At 61.5% G+C, this 17,567-nt stretch carries 15 protein-coding genes and 1 riboswitch; of the genes, 8 read left to right on the top strand and 7 right to left on the bottom strand.

Features of this window, described 5'->3' with window-relative positions; genetic code table 11:
* Nucleotides 1-49: 49 nt before the first annotated feature.
* Nucleotides 50-1,531: a leucyl aminopeptidase gene (locus GBB11_RS06150; RefSeq protein ID WP_151549210.1), complete on the bottom strand. Its 1,482-nt coding sequence runs from the start codon at nt 1,529-1,531 to the stop codon at nt 50-52.
* Between the two features lie 190 nt (nt 1,532-1,721).
* Between GBB11_RS06150 and GBB11_RS06145 the strand changes: the two genes are divergently transcribed.
* On the top strand, nt 1,722-2,828 hold the full coding sequence (locus GBB11_RS06145; RefSeq protein WP_151549209.1) for a branched-chain amino acid aminotransferase: 1,107 nt from the start codon (nt 1,722-1,724) through the stop codon (nt 2,826-2,828).
* Between the two features lie 101 nt (nt 2,829-2,929).
* Here the strand turns inward: GBB11_RS06145 and GBB11_RS06140 are convergent, their stop codons facing one another.
* The 5 genes from GBB11_RS06140 to GBB11_RS06120 all read right to left on the bottom strand — a co-directional run bounded on the left by GBB11_RS06140 (nt 2,930) and on the right by GBB11_RS06120 (nt 6,636).
* Nucleotides 2,930-3,124 carry a hypothetical protein gene (locus GBB11_RS06140; RefSeq protein ID WP_151529238.1) on the bottom strand — a complete coding sequence of 65 codons (195 nt, stop codon included), beginning with the start codon at nt 3,122-3,124 and terminating at the stop codon, nt 2,930-2,932.
* Nucleotides 3,125-3,375: 251 nt separating this feature from the next.
* A complete protein-coding gene (locus tag GBB11_RS06135) occupies nt 3,376-4,227 on the bottom strand; it encodes an adenosylcobinamide-GDP ribazoletransferase (RefSeq protein ID WP_151549208.1) in 852 nt (283 codons plus the stop codon).
* Nucleotides 4,217-5,287 carry a nicotinate-nucleotide--dimethylbenzimidazole phosphoribosyltransferase gene (gene cobT / locus GBB11_RS06130; protein WP_151549207.1) on the bottom strand — a complete coding sequence of 357 codons (1,071 nt, stop codon included), beginning with the start codon at nt 5,285-5,287 and terminating at the stop codon, nt 4,217-4,219. Before cobT ends, GBB11_RS06135 begins: the two co-directional genes overlap by 11 nt.
* Nucleotides 5,288-5,379: 92 nt before the next feature.
* Nucleotides 5,380-5,907 (bottom strand): bifunctional adenosylcobinamide kinase/adenosylcobinamide-phosphate guanylyltransferase, encoded by a 528-nt coding sequence (locus GBB11_RS06125; RefSeq protein ID WP_151549206.1) that lies wholly within the window; start codon nt 5,905-5,907, stop codon nt 5,380-5,382.
* 21 nt (nt 5,908-5,928) lie between these two features.
* On the bottom strand, nt 5,929-6,636 hold the full coding sequence (locus GBB11_RS06120; protein WP_151549205.1) for a DUF3043 domain-containing protein: 708 nt from the start codon (nt 6,634-6,636) through the stop codon (nt 5,929-5,931).
* 347 nt (nt 6,637-6,983) lie between these two features.
* Between GBB11_RS06120 and erpA the strand changes: the two genes are divergently transcribed.
* Nucleotides 6,984-7,328 (top strand): iron-sulfur cluster insertion protein ErpA, encoded by a 345-nt coding sequence (erpA, locus tag GBB11_RS06115; RefSeq protein ID WP_151529243.1) that lies wholly within the window; start codon nt 6,984-6,986, stop codon nt 7,326-7,328.
* Nucleotides 7,329-7,434: 106 nt separating this feature from the next.
* Here erpA and asnB read toward each other — a convergent pair whose 3' ends face one another.
* Complete coding sequence (gene asnB, locus GBB11_RS06110; RefSeq protein WP_151549204.1) at nt 7,435-9,357, bottom strand: asparagine synthase (glutamine-hydrolyzing); 1,923 nt, start codon at nt 9,355-9,357, stop codon at nt 7,435-7,437.
* Between the two features lie 605 nt (nt 9,358-9,962).
* On the opposite strand from asnB, the gene GBB11_RS06105 reads away from it, so the two are divergent.
* The 6 genes from GBB11_RS06105 (at nt 9,963) to GBB11_RS06080 (ending at nt 16,608) form a co-directional block, all read left to right on the top strand.
* Nucleotides 9,963-11,069, top strand: coding sequence for a cytochrome c oxidase subunit II (locus GBB11_RS06105; RefSeq protein ID WP_151549203.1), 1,107 nt, complete (start codon nt 9,963-9,965; stop codon nt 11,067-11,069).
* A gap of 18 nt (nt 11,070-11,087) precedes the next feature.
* Entirely contained in the window at nt 11,088-11,519 is a 432-nt protein-coding gene (locus tag GBB11_RS06100; RefSeq protein WP_151529246.1) for a cytochrome c oxidase subunit 4, read from the top strand.
* 640 nt (nt 11,520-12,159) lie between these two features.
* Nucleotides 12,160-12,774 carry a heme-copper oxidase subunit III gene (locus GBB11_RS06095; RefSeq protein ID WP_151529247.1) on the top strand — a complete coding sequence of 205 codons (615 nt, stop codon included), beginning with the start codon at nt 12,160-12,162 and terminating at the stop codon, nt 12,772-12,774.
* Nucleotides 12,775-12,905: 131 nt separating this feature from the next.
* Nucleotides 12,906-13,787, top strand: coding sequence for a c-type cytochrome (locus tag GBB11_RS06090; RefSeq protein ID WP_151549363.1), 882 nt, complete (start codon nt 12,906-12,908; stop codon nt 13,785-13,787).
* Nucleotides 13,784-14,989: a ubiquinol-cytochrome c reductase iron-sulfur subunit gene (locus tag GBB11_RS06085; protein WP_151549202.1), complete on the top strand. Its 1,206-nt coding sequence runs from the start codon at nt 13,784-13,786 to the stop codon at nt 14,987-14,989. Before GBB11_RS06090 ends, GBB11_RS06085 begins: the two co-directional genes overlap by 4 nt.
* Nucleotides 14,986-16,608, top strand: a complete 1,623-nt coding sequence (locus GBB11_RS06080) for a cytochrome bc complex cytochrome b subunit (protein ID WP_151549201.1) — start codon at nt 14,986-14,988, stop codon at nt 16,606-16,608. The genes GBB11_RS06085 and GBB11_RS06080 overlap by 4 nt, the downstream gene beginning before the upstream one ends.
* A 757-nt stretch (nt 16,609-17,365) precedes the next feature.
* Nucleotides 17,366-17,563: riboswitch (cyclic di-AMP (ydaO/yuaA leader) on the top strand.
* Nucleotides 17,564-17,567: the final 4 nt, after the last annotated feature.

Genomic DNA, 17,567 nt, shown 5'->3' with positions numbered 1-17,567 from the left:
AAAAATCCCATCCACCGAAGTGGATGGGATTAGTCATGGGTGCAGGTCTTTAACCATTGGCCGAGATGTCACGGAGCAGATCCACCAGGGTGCGCACCGGAACACCGGTGGCGCGCTTCGGGGTATAGCCGTGGACGGCGGTGGTGTTGAAGGCGGGGCCCGCGATATCGATGTGGGCCCACGGTATGCCCTCGCCGACGAAACGGCTGAGGAAATAGCCGGCCTGCATCATGCCGGCGGAGCGGTTGGTGCCAATGTTGCGCAGATCCGCGGAAGGCGAGGAGAACTGCTCGGCGATCTCCTCCGGAATCGGCATGGCCCATGCCGGCTCACCTGCATCGCGGCCCGTGGCGGCAATGCGCTCACGGAGAGCTTCATCGCCCATCACGCCGGAGGTACGGTCCCCCAAAGCAACTACCTGGGCGCCGGTGAGGGTGGCGCTATCGATGAGATAGTCCGGGTTGTCCTCGCTGGCGCGAACCAAGGCATCCGCAAGGATGAGGCGGCCCTCGGCGTCGGTGTTCTGGATCTCGGAGGTGGTGCCGCCATAGTGGGTGATCACATCACCCGGACGGTAGGCCTTGCCACCCGGCATGTTCTCCGCTAGCGGGATAGTGGCGGTGATCTGCACCGGCAGCTCGAGGCGGGCGGCGGCAATGATGGTGGCGATCATGGCCGCGGAACCGCCCATATCGGAGATCATGTTCTCCATATTGGCTCCCGGCTTGATGGAGATGCCGCCGGTATCGAAGGTCACGCCCTTGCCCACCAAGCCCACATGGGTCTTCGCCTTCTTCGGCTTCCACTCCAGACGAACAAGCCGCGGGGTGCGGGACGAGCCCATGCCTACGGCGAGGATGCCGCCAAAACCGCGCTTGGCGAGCTTCTTCTCATCCAGCACGGTGGCCTGCAGCCCCACCTTCGCGGCTTCTTCGGCCACGAAGGATGCATAGGACTCGGGGTAGAGGTGCGAGGAGGGAGTGTTGACGAGGTCGCGGCACAGCGCCACGGACTCGGCCACAATCACGGCGGCCTCGAAGTCCTTCTTATCGGCGCCGAGGAAGGCCACCGAGGTAGGCCGGGTGCTCTCGCCTTCAGTGCGCAGTCCGCGATAGTCATAAGCACCCAGCGCACAGCCCTCGACGGCGGCTGCGGTATTGAGCTCAGAGAGGGTGGTGGCCACAACGGCGTGCTCGGGCAGGCTGCGCATGGCGTTACCGGCGGCACGGCGAATCGTCTCCGCATCGGAGTCCTCGGCAGCGCCCAGACCCACCGCGGCGACTGCCTCTACCTTGAGCTTTTTCGGGGCGGGCACAGTGTGCACGGTGCCGGCCTTGCCGGTCGCGCCGACAGCGCTCAGCGCAGCGCACAAGGAGCGCGCCGAGGCATCGTCCAGCGGCCCCAGTACGGGCAGCTCCAATTCACTCTCGCCCTCATAAACGGGCACGAGTAGCACGGAGGTGTTCTTCTCCAGCTTCTTGCTTCGCTTTAATTCAGGCAGGTAGCCGCGCGCGGGCAGGGAGTTCACCATATGGTTCGCAATCCTTTCTGTACAGCGGTCAATGCTTATCGACGCCCAGCTGTGGTCGGTGGCGCCGGCAGCGTCTTGTGAATAAGACTTCCACCAGCCTAGCGTGAGCAGAGAAGCGCCGTCGCGAGTTGGTTGCCCGAAACTTAGGGTAATCAGGGCTCGGAAACCAGAGAGGGAGTAGCTTAATACCATGCAAGATTTAGAGTTCACCATTAGGAAGAACGAGAACCCCACCCCCGCCGCTGAGATCGCGAAGATTCTTGAGGCCCCGGGGTTTGGCAAGCACTTCACCGATCACATGGTGACCATTGAGTGGTCCCACGATAAGGGATGGCACGACGCCCAGGTGCGTCCCTATGGCCCGCTGTCCTTTGATCCGGCCACGAATGTCTTTCATTATGGACAGGCCATTTTCGAAGGGCTGAAGGCCTATCGGCACGAGGATGGCTCCATTGTGACCTTCCGCCCCTACGCCAACGCTGCGCGTTTCCAAAACTCGGCGCACCGCTTGGCCATGCCGCAGCTGCCCCAAGAGGTATTCCTCGAGTCCATCCGCCAGCTGGTGGATATCGATCGCGACTGGGTCCCGGCCGCCGGCGGCGAGGAATCTCTGTACCTGCGTCCCTTCATGATCTCCACCGAGACCTCCTTGGGCGTGCACCCGGCGAATAGCTACACTTATGTGCTCATCGCCTCCCCAGCCGGCGCCTACTTCTCGCGAGGCATCAAGCCCGTGTCGGTGTGGATTTGTGAGGACTTCGTCCGCGCCGCCCGCGGTGGTACCGGTGCGGCCAAGTGTGCTGGCAACTACGCTGCCTCGCTCTTGGCCCAGGCCCAGGCGGAAGAAAAGGGCTGCGACCAGGTGGTGTGGCTGGACTCTATCGAGCTGAACTACATCGAGGAGATGGGCGGCATGAATCTCATGTTCGTCTACGGCGAAGGGGAGGATGTCACCGTGGTGACCCCCGCCCTGTCCGGCTCCCTGCTTCCCGGCGTGACCCGCGATTCTCTGCTGCAGGTGGCCCGCGATCTCGGCTACCAGGTGGAGGAGAAGCTGGTGTCGAAGGAGCAGTGGCGTGACGACGCCACCTCGGGGGCCATGACCGAGGCCCTGGCCTGCGGAACCGCGGCTGTGATCACCCCGGTGGGCGCGGTGAAGTCCGCCCACGGCGATTTTGAGATCGCCGGCGGTGCCACCGGCACAGTCACCATGGAGCTGCGCAATCACCTGACGGGTATCCAGCGCGGCACCGTGGAGGATACCCACGGCTGGATTCACACTCTCATCGAGGCCTAAGCGGCTGAGTCATAGCAGACAACACCGGCGCTGTCCCTTAAAAGAAGGGGGCGCCGGTGTTGTTGTGTGCGTGAGATGTATCGCTTAAATCTAAGGGTGGCTTAGAGAGCCGAGAGATCGATGTTGAGGTCGAGCAGATCGGTGGAGCCGAAGTGCGCACCGGAGAAATCTACGGTGGTGAGGTTCGGCAGGATCGCCGGTGCTGGGGGCGGGCAGCAATTGTTGCCGCCAAACTCGAGGTACAGATCTTTGATGGGGCCATCAACGATCTCATTAATGGATAGGACGAAGGACAAAGTGTGTCTCCCTCTTGTGGTGCCACAATCGTGGCTTTCTGAACACTTGCACAGAGGAGATTAATTGCTCGCTCACTAAGGGGCAATAAGTAAAAAAACGCTGTGTGCGCTGGGGAAACAATGCTGATGCGGCCGCAGAAAATTTATTCATTACTTCTCGCTCGGGGCGGGAATTTTCTCCACGATGTCGACGTGTCCACAACGCCTGCGGCGGGAGCATGCCGTGTCACCCCCGCTGCCTCCCCCTGCACCTAAGGGGCGAGCCAGGAGAGGCTAAGCCCGTAGGCCACGGCGGCAAGGGCGGTGGTGATCTCGATGATCGCGCCGGTGCAATCCCCATTGAGTCCGCCGAAGCGGCGAGCCATATGGCGCACCAGGCCCTCGGCGCAGAGCCAGATCACCGCGGTGCTCACGATCGTAGCGGCAGCCATGCCACAAGCACCCAGCGCGAGCCACCCCGCAGTGGAGACGATGCAGAATCCGGCGGCCCATGCGGCCACCCGCCACGCGGGCACGGTGCCCATGATCAGTGCCCCGAAACCGGTGGGAGAGAGCGCCTGGCGGTGCGGCGATGCACTGCGGCGACACACCACCAGCGCCGACCACCGGGAGAGAAAGAAGATACTGAGCAGGGCCAGTACCAGCGCGGCCGAAGGGGCTACTGCGCCGAGAACAGTGGCCAGCCCAGCCACCTGGGTGAGCAGGGCGAGCACGACCGCGCCCATACCCAGCGCCCCGGTATAGCGATCGCCAAGAATCTCGCGTGCTCGCTCCGGCGGAGCATAGGAGCCCAGCGCATCGCCCACATCGGCCAGCCCATCAAGGTGCATGAGGCGGCTCAAGAGTTGCACCGCCACCACGACGAGTACCGCGGCCAGCGCGGCGGAGGCGGGGGCGCAAACCACAGCGATCAGGGTGGCGACGACGCCGAAGGCGAGGCCGACCAGCGGAACGGAGGTCATGGCCCGCCGGCCCGTGGTGCTATCAAATACCGTGGCCCCGCGGAGGGGAACCACGGTGAGCCAAGAAAAGATGGTGGCTGGCCCCTCCCACAGCGGATGGCCGTGGCGGCCACCGCCGGAGGGGCCCGCTTTACCCGACACTCTCGTCCTCATTGTGGGTGGAGACTCCCGCAGAGCTGAACGTGGCCATGTCCGTCATGATGTCTACAGCAGCCCGCACGATCGGCAGGGCAGCGGCGGCGCCGGAGCCCTCCCCGAGGCGCATACCGAAATCCAGAACTGGGGTGAGATCTAAGGCTTCGAGTGCGGCGGAGTGCGCCGGCTCCACGGAACGGTGTCCTGCGATCCACCACTGACGCGCGCCGGGAGCGAGGCGGTTGGCCCAGAGCGCGGCGGCGGTGACGACGACGCCGTCGAGGATCACGGGGGTGCGGCGCACCGCAGCCTGGGCGAGGAACCCAGCCATGGCGGCCAGATCCGGCGAGCCGATGGTACGCAGCACACTGACGGGTTCCCGGTTGAGCAAGCGAGCGCGGAACATGGCATCCCGCACCGCGGCGACCTTGCGTTTCCAGCCTTCATCGTCGATGCCGGTGCCGCGGCCGACCACCACAACGGGCTCTAGGCGGGTGGCGACGCCGGTGAGGGCAGCTGCCGGGGTGGTATTGCCGATGCCGAGGTCGCCGGCGATGAGGAGGTCCGCGCCGCGATCGATTTCTTCATCGGCGATGCGCTTGCCGATCTCGAGGGCGCGCACCACCTGCTCATTAGTCATGGCATCTTCGCGGTCGATTGAACCGCAGGACCGGGAGACGCGCTCATCGCCCCACACATCGTGGTCGAGGGAGACATCCACCAGCCGCACCTCGGCGCCGGCGGCCCGGCCCAGCACATTGATCGCGGCGCCGCCGTGGCGGATATTCTCCGCCATCTGAATCGAGACCTCAGAAGGATAGGCGGAGACACCATTGGCGGCGATGCCGTGATCGCCAGCGAAAACCACAATGGTGGGCTGAGTAATGGTGCGCGGCGGGCACTGGTCCTGGCAGGAGGAGATCCAGATGCCGATCTCTTCGTAGCGGCCGAGGGCGCCCACAGGCTTCGTCAGGTCCGCTTGGTGCGCGATCGCCGCCTGCCGCGCCGCAGTGCTAGGGGGATCTACCTTGGCAAATAGATCGGAGGCGGAGGGCAGGGACTCCATGAGACAGCTCCTTATAGTGGCACGGGAAACCGCGGGTGGTTTCCGCATTGGGGATCAGACGTACCCAGAATACGGCCGCAGCACCGAGAATTTCATTTTTTTAAGGGCAGCGCCTGGCCGGCGACCACCAAGGTGACGCGGTCCATCACCGCGGCGAGCTGCGCATTCAGCCAGCCCAGCTCATCGCGAAAGAGCCGGCCGGAGCGGTGCTCGGGGATCACACCCATGCCCACCTCTGGGCTGACCAGTACCAGTGTGGTGGATGCGGGAAGCGAGGAGATGGCGTCGATAAGCGCCGTGCAGCGCGGGCGGATGGTGCCGCGCGGTGCCTCCCACGCTTGGGCGCGGTCGAGCTCATGGGTGATCCACGTTCCCAGATCGTCCACCAACAGAGTCGCGGCAGGCGGGGTGCGCAGCACAGCGAGAAGATCGGAGGAATCATCCGTGCGCCACCGCGGATCACGGCGGCGCTGATGCTCGGCGATGCGGGTGGCGAAATCCTCATCCCCCGGCCACGGCCGAGCGGTGGCCACATAGAGCACATCTGGGGCATCGCTGAGCAGCGCTTCGGCATAGCCCGACTTGCCACTGCGGGCCCCGCCGAGAATCAGATGACGCATCGCGCACCTTTCAGCATGGCTCTAGACCTCGGCGCCGATCTCCACGCGCGGGCGCGGGGAACGCCAGCGGCGGGGCTGGCCGGCGCGGGAGAAAGCGTAGAAGCCCAAACCGAAACCAGGCTCGGTGGAGCCTGGGAACTTCAGGCGGGCGGCCCTATTCACGCGGCGGCCCATGATGATGCCTTCGATGAAGATCGCCAGCATAATGATCATCGCGATCACCGATGCTGCCATCGAAATCTGCGGCACGGCATTAGAGACCAGCATGATAAACAGCAGGATCAGGGCCAGCGGCATCATCATATTGGTGATGAACCGGCGGGCATCCACCCAGTCGCGGGCAAAGCCACGCACCTCGCCCTTATCGCGCTCGAGGAGATAGCGCTCGTCGCCGCGGTCCATGGCCTCTTGGACCCGGCGCTGCTCGTCGCGGCGCTGCCGCTTCTGCCGCGCCTTGTACTCCTTGTACTCCTCCTTCGTCATCGACTCCTTGAACTTCTTCCGCCGAGCGCGGGCCTCGGCGCGCGTCTCCGGTGCGGAGAAGTGCTCGCGGCGCACCCCGCGCTCGCGCTCACGCTCATTGCGCTTCGGGGTGGGGCGGCCCTTCTTCGGGGTATAGCCCCGCGGCCGCTGCTCTTCGGAGTCGGTGGAATGCTCCGCCGCAGCGCTGGTGTCAGCGGGGGCGTCGGATGCGGTCTCGTCTTGATTCTTCTGCCACGGTAGTTTCACGCCTAATAGGCTAGTAAAAGAATCCCCAGAGATACCCATCGGCGCGCGCGAAGTACCCACGCTGGCCGGCGCGGCAGGTGATACGGGTATGTGGTGGCGGCGACGCACCCCCGCCCGAGCTGCAGCGCGGCGGGCCGGAGCGCTGTTCACAGGCTTCCCGCCGGCGAACACAGGGTGGGGAATAGGTGCCTGTGAGGATGTGTTTACACTCAGTAGAGGCACGCGGTAGCCTTGGTGCCACTGACATGACAGCAGCGTCCGTGCTCGGGAGCACAGCATCAGCCCGCCTCCCACGAGGATCGCCGTGTGTCGTATGACTCAATAACTATAAGGAGAATCCACTCACCATGACTGCACCCGAATCCGCCACCGGAGTAATCCTCACCGAGGCTGCCGCCGCGAAGGCGAAGGCCCTGCTCGAGCAGGAGGGGCGCGAAGATCTCTCCCTGCGTATCGCCGTGCAGCCTGGCGGCTGCTCTGGTCTGCGTTATCAGCTCTACTTTGATGACCGTTCCTTGGACGGCGACAAGATGGATGAGGTCGGCGGCGTGAAGCTTGTCGTGGACAAGATGAGCACCCCATATCTCGCCGGCGCCACCATTGATTTCTCCGACACCATCGAAGCCCAGGGCTTTACCATCGACAACCCGAACGCCACCGGCTCCTGTGCCTGCGGCGACTCCTTCCACTAAGCACGCACGTGTGAGTGGAGGGCGGCGTCGATAAGCGTCCATACACACACCACAGCCCAGCTCCCGATTGCGCGGGATGCTGGGCTGTGGTGCTGTGTGTGGTGGTTTAGAGATCCACCGGGTAGTCGCGCTGCTCGATCTGCGGATCGATGCGCTTTTCCACGAAGATGCCGTGCCAGACCATGAAGGCCAGCACCGTCCACAGGCGACGGGAGTGATCCGAGGTACCGGCGCGGTGCTCGGCGAGCATCTTCAGCACCTCAGGCTTATTGAAGATCTCCTCGGTCTGGGACTCGTTGATGGTGTCCTGCGCCCAGCCGTGCAGTTCATCGCCAGCCAGCCAGTGACGCATCGGGACGGGGAAGCCCAGCTTCTTGCGGTGGAGCACGTGCGCCGGCACGATCTGCTCCATGGCCTTACGCAGCGCGTACTTGGTGGTGGACTGCGCGATCTTGAGCTCGTGCGGGATGGTCTCCGCCACGGCGAAAACTTCCTTATCAAGGAAGGGCACGCGTAGCTCGAGGGAGTGGGCCATATTGATCTTGTCGGCCTTGACCAAGATATCGCCGCGCATCCAGGTGAAGAGATCGAGGTGCTGCATGCGGGCTACCGGATCCATGTGGGTGGACTCGGCGTAGATCGGTGCCGTGACCTCACGGTGATCCCACTCGCGGCTCGCCCATGGAATCACCCGCTGCATCTGCTCGAAGTTGAAGGAGCGCGCATTGCCGTAGTAGCGCTCCTCCATCGTCATGGTGCCGCGCTCGAGCAGCGACTTGCCCTTCATGCCCTCGGGCAGCACAGCGCCCAAACGACGCAGCCCCGCGCGCAGGGGAGAGGGCACCTTCTCAAAGGGCGCCAGCGACAGCGGCTCCTTATATATTGTGTAGCCGCCGAAGAGCTCATCGGCGCCCTCGCCGGACAGCACCACCTTGACGTGTTTGCGGGCCTCCTGCGCCACGAAATACAGCGGCACCAGCGAGGGGTCCGCCACCGGATCATCCAGGTACCACATGATCCGCGGAATCGCCGTGGCGTACTCCTCCGGGGAGACGATCTTCACGATGTGCTCGACGCCGATCGCCTCCGCGGATTCCGCCGCCACATCCACCTCGGAATAGCCCTCGCGCTCGAAGCCGGTGGTGAAGGTCAACAGGTTCGGATTGTGCCGCTTAGCGAGGGTGGCGATGGCGGTGGAGTCGATACCGCCAGAGAGGAACGAGCCGACAGTCACATCTGCACGCATATGCTTTTCGACGCTATCCTCCAGCGCCCGAGCGATACGGTCAAAAAGATCCTGTTCGGCACCCTTGGCCACGGGGGTGGTGTTGAACTGCGGGCGGAAATAGCGCTGCTGCACCAGGTTCTCGCCCGGGCGCACCGTGGCGAAGCAACCCGACTCGAGGCGGCGAATATCCTCGTGGAGCGACTCCGGCTCCGGCACATACTGCAAGTCCACGTAGTGCTCGATGGCGCGATAGTCAAGGCCCAACTCCAGACCGATGGCCTCCGCCATGGAGAAAATGGTCTTCTTCTCGGAGGAAAAGACCGTGCCGGCTGGGGTAGTGGCGAAGTAGAGCGGCTTAATGCCGAACTGATCGCGAGCCAGGAAGAGGACCTGCTCCTTGGTATCCCAGATGGCGATGGCAAACATACCCCGGAGGTGCTCGACCACCTTATCGCCCCAGTGGTGATAGCCCACGGCAATAGTTTCAGTATCGCCATCGGTGTGGAAGGTATAGCCCTCCTTACGTAGGGTCTCCCGCAATTCGATGTAGTTGTAGATCTCGCCGTTGAAGGTCATCGAGTAACGATCCGGCTCACCCTCTGGGCCCCAGTGTAGGGGCTGGTGGGAATGTGCGAGGTCGATGATAGAGAGGCGGTTGAAGCCAAAGACAGCATGCTCATCGTGCCAGGTGCCCGAGGCGTCGGGGCCGCGGTGATGCATGCAGGGCAGCGCCTGCTCCACGGCGTGTTGAAAGTCGGCGGCATTCGCCTCGGCGGTGAGCATTCCAAGAAGACCACACATAGTCGGGCTGGTTCCTCGATTCCTAAAGAGTGTCAGAGGGCTATAGATATTAGGGACGTAGCGTACAGTGCCGACGGTGCGCTCTGGCGCGACCGACACTGCTGCGGGATCCCCGCGACGGGCGCGGGCTATGGCGCCTGAGGCGGCGCGGGTTCAGCCACGGTGCCCAAGCGCGCGACGTATCCACGACAGGGCATGCTACGCCGTTCCCAATAGTACAGCCGTGATCACGTGGAGCCCTAAGCGTTAGGCGGGCTGGGTCGAGGGGCGTGTAGTCTCAATACTCGCCATGGCGCGGCCGCGATGGTGCCCGTGATGCGAGCGCGAGCGGGGGCGGCTACGCCCGAACGGGGGAGAACAGCACACCCCGAAACTGGTGACTTAGGGCACAATATTGACGGGTATCGCTCTCGTTGTGGCAGGAAGTGCCGAGTACAATCCTCAGAGAATTTTCAGGAATTACCCGAATCCTTAAAGAATCATGACAAACAACATGGAAAAACAGCCGATATGCAGTACTCTGCTTAGTTAAGAGAGTGTCTTAGGACGAGCTCGCAGCTCTAGGCACTCATAAAGTTTTTGTGTGGACAGGAAGGCAGACACACGTGGAACAGCGTAAAAAGCGTGGTATTTCGCGCAAGGCGATGCTTGCAGGCGTCACCGGTGTCAGCGCACTTGCGTTGACTGGTTGTGACGTCACCCCACCTGATAACGGTTTTTTCCATGCCCTGCGCATGGGTTGGCCCGAGGGTGTGACCCCTGAGTCGTACGAGATGGGAAACTTCTGGGTGTGGGTCTGGGTTACAGCCTGGATCATCGGCATCATCATGTGGGGCCTCATGATTTACTCGATCTTTGGGTTCTCCGCGAAGCGCGCTAAGAAGGCTGGCAAGGACGAGTTCCCGCGCCAGACCCAGTACAACATCCCCCTTGAACTCGTGCTCACCGGTGTGCCAATCCTCATTGTGATGGCACTGTTCTTCTTCACCGTGCAGACCCAGGACCGCGTCACCGCGTTGGATAAGGATCCGAAGGTGACTGTGGATGTTACCGCCTACCAGTGGAACTGGAAGTTCGGTTACCAAGAGGTGGACGGCCAGTTCACCCCGACCGGTAACGAGTACCAGGGCACCGATGAGAAGCGTCAGGCTGCAGCCGAGGCATCCGCTAAGGATCCCGAGGGCGTGAAGAACCCGAACCCGATTCACGGCACGTCCCTGAACGATCGTTCGTACCTCCACTACAACAAGATCGAGACCGTGGGCACCACCGAAGAGGTTCCGGTTCTGGTCCTGCCGACCAACACCGCAATCTCCTTCCAGTTGGCTTCCGCTGACGTCTCCCACTCTTTCTGGGTGCCGGAGTTCCTCTTCAAGCGCGACGTGTACTCCCACCCGGAGGCTAATAAGTCTCAGCGTGAGTTCCAGATTGAGAGCATCGATAAGGAAGGCGCATTTGTGGGGCGCTGCGCTGAGATGTGCGGTACCTACCACGCCATGATGAACTTCGAAGTTCGTGCAGTCTCCCCCGAGAAGTTCAAGCAGTACCTCGAGTACCGTATTAATAATCCGCAGGCCACCAACGCGGCTGCTCTGGAGTCGATCGGCGAGGCCCCCTACGCCACCTCCACTGCTCCGTTCGTCTCTGGCCGTGAGGATTCTCGCGATGGCGGGAACTTCCTCGACAAGCCCGGCGCCAACGCGGGCAACTAGGAAACGAGGTCAAGAAACATGAAGGTCAGCTCTAAACTCTTGTACGCCCTCACCGCATACATTGGTGCGGCGTCCATCATCTACATTTTCGCGACCATCTTCGTTGAAGACTCCGGAAACCTGCCGGGTGGCGAGTGGATCGGTATCACCATGCTGGTGATCTCCACTCTCATGACCCTGATGCTCGCGGGCTACTTCCACTTCACTGAGAAGCGCCAAGACATCCTCCCGCAGGATTGGGAGGAAGCAGAAGTGGAAGACGGTGCCGGCACGTACGGCTTCTTCTCCACGAGCTCCATTTGGCCGGCCGTGATGTCTGGTTCCATCTTCGTGCTGGGCGCGGGCATTATCTACATGCACTACTGGATGATTGGCTTCGGTGCGGTTCTGGTTATCTGGTCCACCACCATGCTCAACCTGCAGTACGGCATCCCGAAGGAAAAGCACTAAGTCTTTTTCCGAGACAACGGTTAGACGGGCCCGCGGTGTGTAGGTTGTCTGCTTCCTACGTACGGCCCGTATAGCGCACAAAAACTTTTCACGCGGCACCCACCTCACTTTCGGTTGAGGCGGGTGCCGCGTGTGTTGTATCTAAGGGCAGCCTAAGAACCCCGGCTGACCTAGGCGCGGTTCTGGGACATCGTGGCGCTCTGTCCTCATTGAGGGTGGGGGAGGTGAATCTTCGGGCGGATAGCGCCTCCGCATGGGGGTAACTATGGGGGTCGGGACCCAGTTGTGTAACGTTGTGAGATGAATCTCGCCGTTCTTAGGGTGCATTTATGAGAGTTAATAAGCACTGATCCGCTAGCATAAACGCATACTCACTTTCGCCCGCAGAGATAGCAGAGCGCGAGAGAATTGGGCACACGCTGCTGAGATCCTCGACGATCACGCTGCGGGCCCGCTTGGGGGAGTGACTGCCACCGCCGACGGAGGGGCGTCGGATTCGGTTCCAAAAAGTTCCCGGCTCATCGAAAACTTCTTAAATTCTTAGAAAACCCTCGAGTGCGAACTGGGAAAACAGAAAAAGTTGGCGCTATATCGGGGGTAGATGATGAATCTTCCTTAGGAATCAGTCATACTGAGAAGCGTGACGAGCGCAGTAAATAACTCAGGAACGGCAGCAACACAGCGCGTTGCCGCACTGAACCGACCCAACATGGTCAGTGTGGGAACGATCGTGTTCCTGTCTCAGGAATTGATGTTCTTCTGTGGTCTGTTCGCCATGTACTTCGTCTCCCGCGCCAATGGCCAGGGAGTTTCGTGGGACGAGGGAACGGGCCACCTCAATGTCCCCTACGCGATGATGATCACGGCGATCCTTATTTCGTCGTCCTTCACCGCACAGTGGGGCGTTTTTGCAGCAGAAAGGGGTGACGTCTTCGGTCTCCGCCGGTGGTATGCACTGTCTGCGCTGTTGGGCGCGATCTTCCTCGTTGGCCAGGCATACGAGTACTACCACTTGGTCGAGCACGGCTTGACTATTCAGAGCAGTGTCTACGGCTCGGTCTTCTTCATTACGACTGGCTTCCACGCAGCCCACGTCCTCGCGGGCGTTCTGGCCTTTGTGGTTGTCCTGCTTCGTATCGCGAAGTCCAAGTTCACGCCGGCACAGGCAACCGCAGCAATGGCAGTGTCCTACTACTGGCACTTCGTCGATGTTGTCTGGATTGCCCTGTTCGCAACCATTTACTTCATTCAGTAGGCCGTATCGGTCTCGCGCCATTTCTGGCTCTCAACCGCAGTCTGTGACAGGCAGGCGCTAATGCGGCAGGGCAGAAGGAGTGGTCGCGGATCAACAGCCCTTCACTTTCCGAAACCCGAAAAAGGAAAATGATGGATACCACACCACACGATGTTTCTGCGGCGAAGTCCGCGGAAGCAAAGAAGACCCGGACGCGGCGTAAGGCACGCCGTTCCGTCGCGGGTGCTCTTGCACTCACGGTGGGTCTGACTGGCGCCGGCCTGCTGGCTCACGCACTGACCCCCGATGCACAGGTAGCAACCGCCCAAAAAGACGATGCCGCTCTCGTTCAAGAGGGCAAGGACATCTACGACGTAGCCTGCATTACGTGCCACGGCACCAACCTTCAGGGCGTTGAGGGACGCGGTCCCTCCCTGATCGGTGTTGGCGAAGGCGCCGTGTACTTCCAGGTGCACTCTGGCCGTATGCCGATGCTGCGCAATGAGGCACAGGCACAGCGCAAGACCCCGCGCTACAACGAGCACCAGGCACTGGCCCTCGCCGCATATGTTGACGCCAACGGTGGCGGTCCCGGCCTCGTGAAGAACGAAGATGGCACCATCGCCATGGACTCGCTGCGCGGTAGCCACTACGACGGCACTATCGATCCGGCAGACGTCGCCCGCGGTGGCGAGCTCTTCCGACTGAACTGCGCGTCGTGCCACAACTTCACCGGACGTGGCGGTGCGCTCTCCTCCGGTAAGTACGCTCCGGTTCTGGATCCCGCCAACGAGCAAGAGATCTACCAGGCTATGCTCACTGGCCCCCAGAACATGCCGAAGTTCTCTGATCGTCAGCTCTCGCTGGACGAGAAGAAGGACATCATCGCGTACATCAAGTCCACGAAGGAAACCCCGAGCCCCGGTGGTTGGAGCCTCGGCGGCCTCGGCCCAGTGGCTGAGGGTATGTTCATGTGGCTTGCCGGTATGGCAGCGCTTATCGCTGCTGCTCTGTGGATTGGATCGCGCTCATGAGCAAAAACAGCAAAGAATACACCTCGCAAGAACTCGCTGCGATGAGCAACGAGGAGCTCGCCCGTCTCGGAACCGAGCTTGATGACGTCACGGTTGCGTACCGCAAGGAACGCTTCCCTATTGAGAATGACCCCGCAGAGAAGCGAGCCGAGCGCTCGGTCGCTTTCTTCTTCATCGCGGGCATCGTTCTCATGCTCGCCTTCATGGCGATCTACCTCTTCTGGCCGTGGCAGTACAAGGCACTCGGCCAAGAGGGACTGTGGCTTTACACCTTCTACACCCCGATGTTGGGCCTGACTGCCGGTCTGGGCATCATCTCGATGGGTATGGGCGTAGTTACCTATGTGAAGAAGTTCATCCCCGAAGAGATTTCCGTCCAGCAGCGTCACGACGGCGGCTCCGCTGAGGTCGATGCAAAGACCCTCGGCGCGTTGTTCAACGACGCATGGGAGACCTCCACTCTGGGGCGTCGCAAGATGCTCAAGGGTGTCATGGGCGCCGGCGCAGCCGTCGCCGGCTTGGGAATCTTGGCCCCGCTCGGCGGCATGGTGAAGAACCCGTGGAAGCCTCACGAGTTGGGCATCCAGGGTGACGGGACCCTTTGGACCTCCGGCTGGACCCTCTCCGAGCACGGCACCAAGCTGTACTTGGGGCGCGACACCGGCGTGACCGCGGAGAAGCACGATGGGCACTACACCACCCAGGGCGTGACCCGTCTGGTGCGTATGCGTCCCGAAGACCTGTTGGCAGCCTCGATGGAAACGGTGTTCCCGCTTCCTGACGAGTACGTCAACGACGGTGACCGCTACGACAAGCAGGCCATGGTCTACGAGGAGCACATGCACTCGATCCACGGTCCGCGTAACGCCGTCATGTTGATCCGCCTGCGCAGCGCCGACGCTGCCAAGGTGATCGAGCGTGTCGGACAGGAAAACTTCCACTACGGCGACTACTACGCCTACTCCAAGATCTGCACGCACATCGGTTGCCCGACCTCGCTCTACGAGGCCCAGACCAACCGAATCCTGTGCCCCTGTCACCAATCGCAGTTCGACGCTTTGCACTTCGGCAAGCCGGTGTTCGGCCCCGCCGCTCGTGCGCTGCCGCAGCTGCCCATTACCGTCGATGAAGATGGTTACCTCGTCGCCGCAGGCAACTTTATCGAGTCTGTCGGACCGGCATTCTGGGAGCGTAAATCATGAGCAATAAACTAGCTGAGCGCGCAGAAGCCATTGACTCTCGCTACAGCGGAGCCGGCTTCCTGCGCACCCAAATTAACAAGGTGTTCCCGACTCACTGGTCCTTTATGCTCGGTGAGATCGCGCTGTACAGCTTCATTATCCTGATCGTCACGGGTGTCTATCTGACCCTGTTCTTCGATCCGTCTATCTCCAAGGTCATCTACGACGGTGCCTACGCACCGCTCAACGGTGTGGAGATGTCTCGTGCCTACGAGACCGCGCTGAACATCTCCTTCGAGGTGCGTGGTGGTCTGTTTATTCGACAGATGCACCACTGGGCCGCCTTGGCCTTCGCGATCTCCATCATCGTGCACATGATGCGTATCTTCTTCACCGGCGCCTTCCGTCGCCCGCGTGAAGCGAACTGGATCATCGGCAGCGTGCTGATGCTGCTGTCCGTCGCCGAGGGCTTCTTCGGCTACTCACTGCCGGACGATCTACTCTCCGGTGTGGGTCTGCGCATTATGTCCGCCATCATCGTCGGTATGCCGATCATCGGTACCTGGATGCACTGGCTGATCTTCGGTGGAGACTTCCCCTCCGATATCATGCTGGACCGCTTCTACATCGCTCACGTGCTGATCCTGCCGGGCATTATCTTGGCTTTGATCGGTGCACACCTGGCGATTGTCTGGTTCCAGAAGCACACCCAGTTCCCGGGCGCAGGCCGCACCGAGAACAACGTTGTGGGCGTCCGCATTCTCCCGGTGTTCGCTCTGAAGGCCTCTGCCTTCGGCATCATCACCGCCGGTGCTCTGGCCCTCATGGCAGGTATCACCACGATCAACGCCATTTGGAACATTGGCCCCTACAACCCGGCACAGGTCTCCGCTGGTTCCCAGCCCGATATCTACATGCTGTGGACTGACGGTGCTGCCCGTGTCATGCCGGCGTGGGAGCTCTACATCGGTAACCACACCATCCCGGCCGTGTTCTGGGTTGCCATCATGCTCGGCATCCTCGTGGTCCTGCTCTTCGCCTACCCGTGGATCGAGAAGAAGATCACCGGCGACGACGAGCACCACAACCTGCTGCAGCGTCCCCGCGACGTACCGGCGCGTACTGGTATCGGCGTGATGGCCTTGGTCTTCTACGGATTGCTGACCGTCTCTGGTGGTAACGACCTCTTCGCTTATCACTTCGATATCTCGCTCAACGCCATGACGTGGGTTGGTCGTATCGGCCTCATCTTGCTGCCGCCGATCTCTTACTTCATCACCTACCGCATCTGCGTTGGCCTTCAACGCGCTGACCGCGAGGTGCTGGAGCACGGCGTGGAAACCGGCGTGATCGTGCGCCTGCCGCACGGCGAGTACGTGGAAGTTCACCAGCCCATCGGTCCGGTGGACGAACACGGACACCAGATTCCGCTCGATTACGCAGGCGCCAAGGTGCCAAACCAGCCGAACCAGCTTGGTTTCGGTGGACACCCGGGTCGCGGCCTGTGGAAGGCCGACAGCGAGGATGTCGCTCGCCGCGCTGCCGAGATCGAGCACGCCAACGAAGAGGAAGAGCGCACCATGCTCGAGAACCTCAACGAGGCTAATCGCCGCGCCGACAAGGATGCCGGCCGCGACTAGCGTCACACCTGAAGTGCATATGCTGTACTGAGACTACTGCGTCATAGAGTTAAGGACCTTCACCCTAGGGGTGAGGGTCCTTCTCTTATGTTCGGGTCACACAAGCGAGGGCCCGTACCCCGCGCCCGTACCCCGCGCCCGCACCCCGCGCCCGCAGTCCGCGTGGTGGGGAGAAGCTGCCCGTGGCTACCGTGGTTGGTAGCACGCTCCGCCGGTGGATCACAGGCCCTGCGCGGTAGGGAAGAGGCGCGCACAGCGCGCTTCGGCCCGCCATACCGCCAGCACGCAGTACTGGAGGAACGCTGCCTTCTAGAGAGTGCGGTGGTGCGCCCAGGGGGTGCAACCGAAGCGTCTGCGGCGCTAGTCCTCAGACATAGGAGACCTAGCTTTGATCGCGCTGAGATAACGTTGAGGGCACGATCACGGCCCGATAACGGCCATAGTGGGGAAGGTCACAAAAATATTTCTGGAGTCCTGAGCGACGGTGGGCAACCCCCACTATCGGTGCAGTATAGGCCTAAAATATGCGAAAAAACGCAGGTAAAAGAGCCGGTGTTCGAACATTCTGTGGGCGCGTCGCGGTCGCTCCTTTCGATCACCGAATGGTCACTAGAAGATTACGACTTGATAACAGCGCCTAGATTTTGCTGAAAGCTGGACAAGTATCGTTGCCGTTTCGTAACCTAAACGAGACTTCGCGGGACGAAGCAGAGAGTAAAAAACGATCTGGTCGCCACCGACGAACATCTACCGAAAAGAATAAGCCAGACCTAATCCGGCACAGTCTCTGATCGACTCCGATCATGGGGATGCCGCCGGAGCCGGGGAACCACCTAATTATCTGGGGTGAAATTCTCGCAAGAGTGCTCATTATAGAGAGCGCGGCGCGAGGATGGGAGGCCTTCCGGATGCCTAGCCCGTCAGCTAACCCGGCCGGTTCAAACAAGGAAGACGTGGAA

The sequence above is a fragment of the Corynebacterium sp. 74A genome, assembly GCF_008930665.1.
GTDB lineage: Bacteria > Actinomycetota > Actinomycetes > Mycobacteriales > Mycobacteriaceae > Corynebacterium > Corynebacterium megadyptis.
Note: the sequence above shows the minus strand (reverse complement) of the source record. Positions and strands in the feature narration are given on the sequence as shown.

Coding starts and splice junctions, on each gene's coding strand:
- GBB11_RS06125 (WP_151549206.1), bottom strand. CDS start 5,907: ATGCGTCATCTGATTCTCGGCGGGGCCCGCAGTGGCAAGTCGGGCTAT.
- GBB11_RS06085 (WP_151549202.1), top strand. CDS start 13,784: ATGAGCAAAAACAGCAAAGAATACACCTCGCAAGAACTCGCTGCGATG.
- cobT (WP_151549207.1), bottom strand. CDS start 5,287: ATGGAGTCCCTGCCCTCCGCCTCCGATCTATTTGCCAAGGTAGATCCC.
- GBB11_RS06090 (WP_151549363.1), top strand. CDS start 12,906: ATGGATACCACACCACACGATGTTTCTGCGGCGAAGTCCGCGGAAGCA.
- GBB11_RS06145 (WP_151549209.1), top strand. CDS start 1,722: ATGCAAGATTTAGAGTTCACCATTAGGAAGAACGAGAACCCCACCCCC.
- GBB11_RS06150 (WP_151549210.1), bottom strand. CDS start 1,531: ATGGTGAACTCCCTGCCCGCGCGCGGCTACCTGCCTGAATTAAAGCGA.
- asnB (WP_151549204.1), bottom strand. CDS start 9,357: ATGTGTGGTCTTCTTGGAATGCTCACCGCCGAGGCGAATGCCGCCGAC.
- erpA (WP_151529243.1), top strand. CDS start 6,984: ATGACTGCACCCGAATCCGCCACCGGAGTAATCCTCACCGAGGCTGCC.
- GBB11_RS06080 (WP_151549201.1), top strand. CDS start 14,986: ATGAGCAATAAACTAGCTGAGCGCGCAGAAGCCATTGACTCTCGCTAC.
- GBB11_RS06100 (WP_151529246.1), top strand. CDS start 11,088: ATGAAGGTCAGCTCTAAACTCTTGTACGCCCTCACCGCATACATTGGT.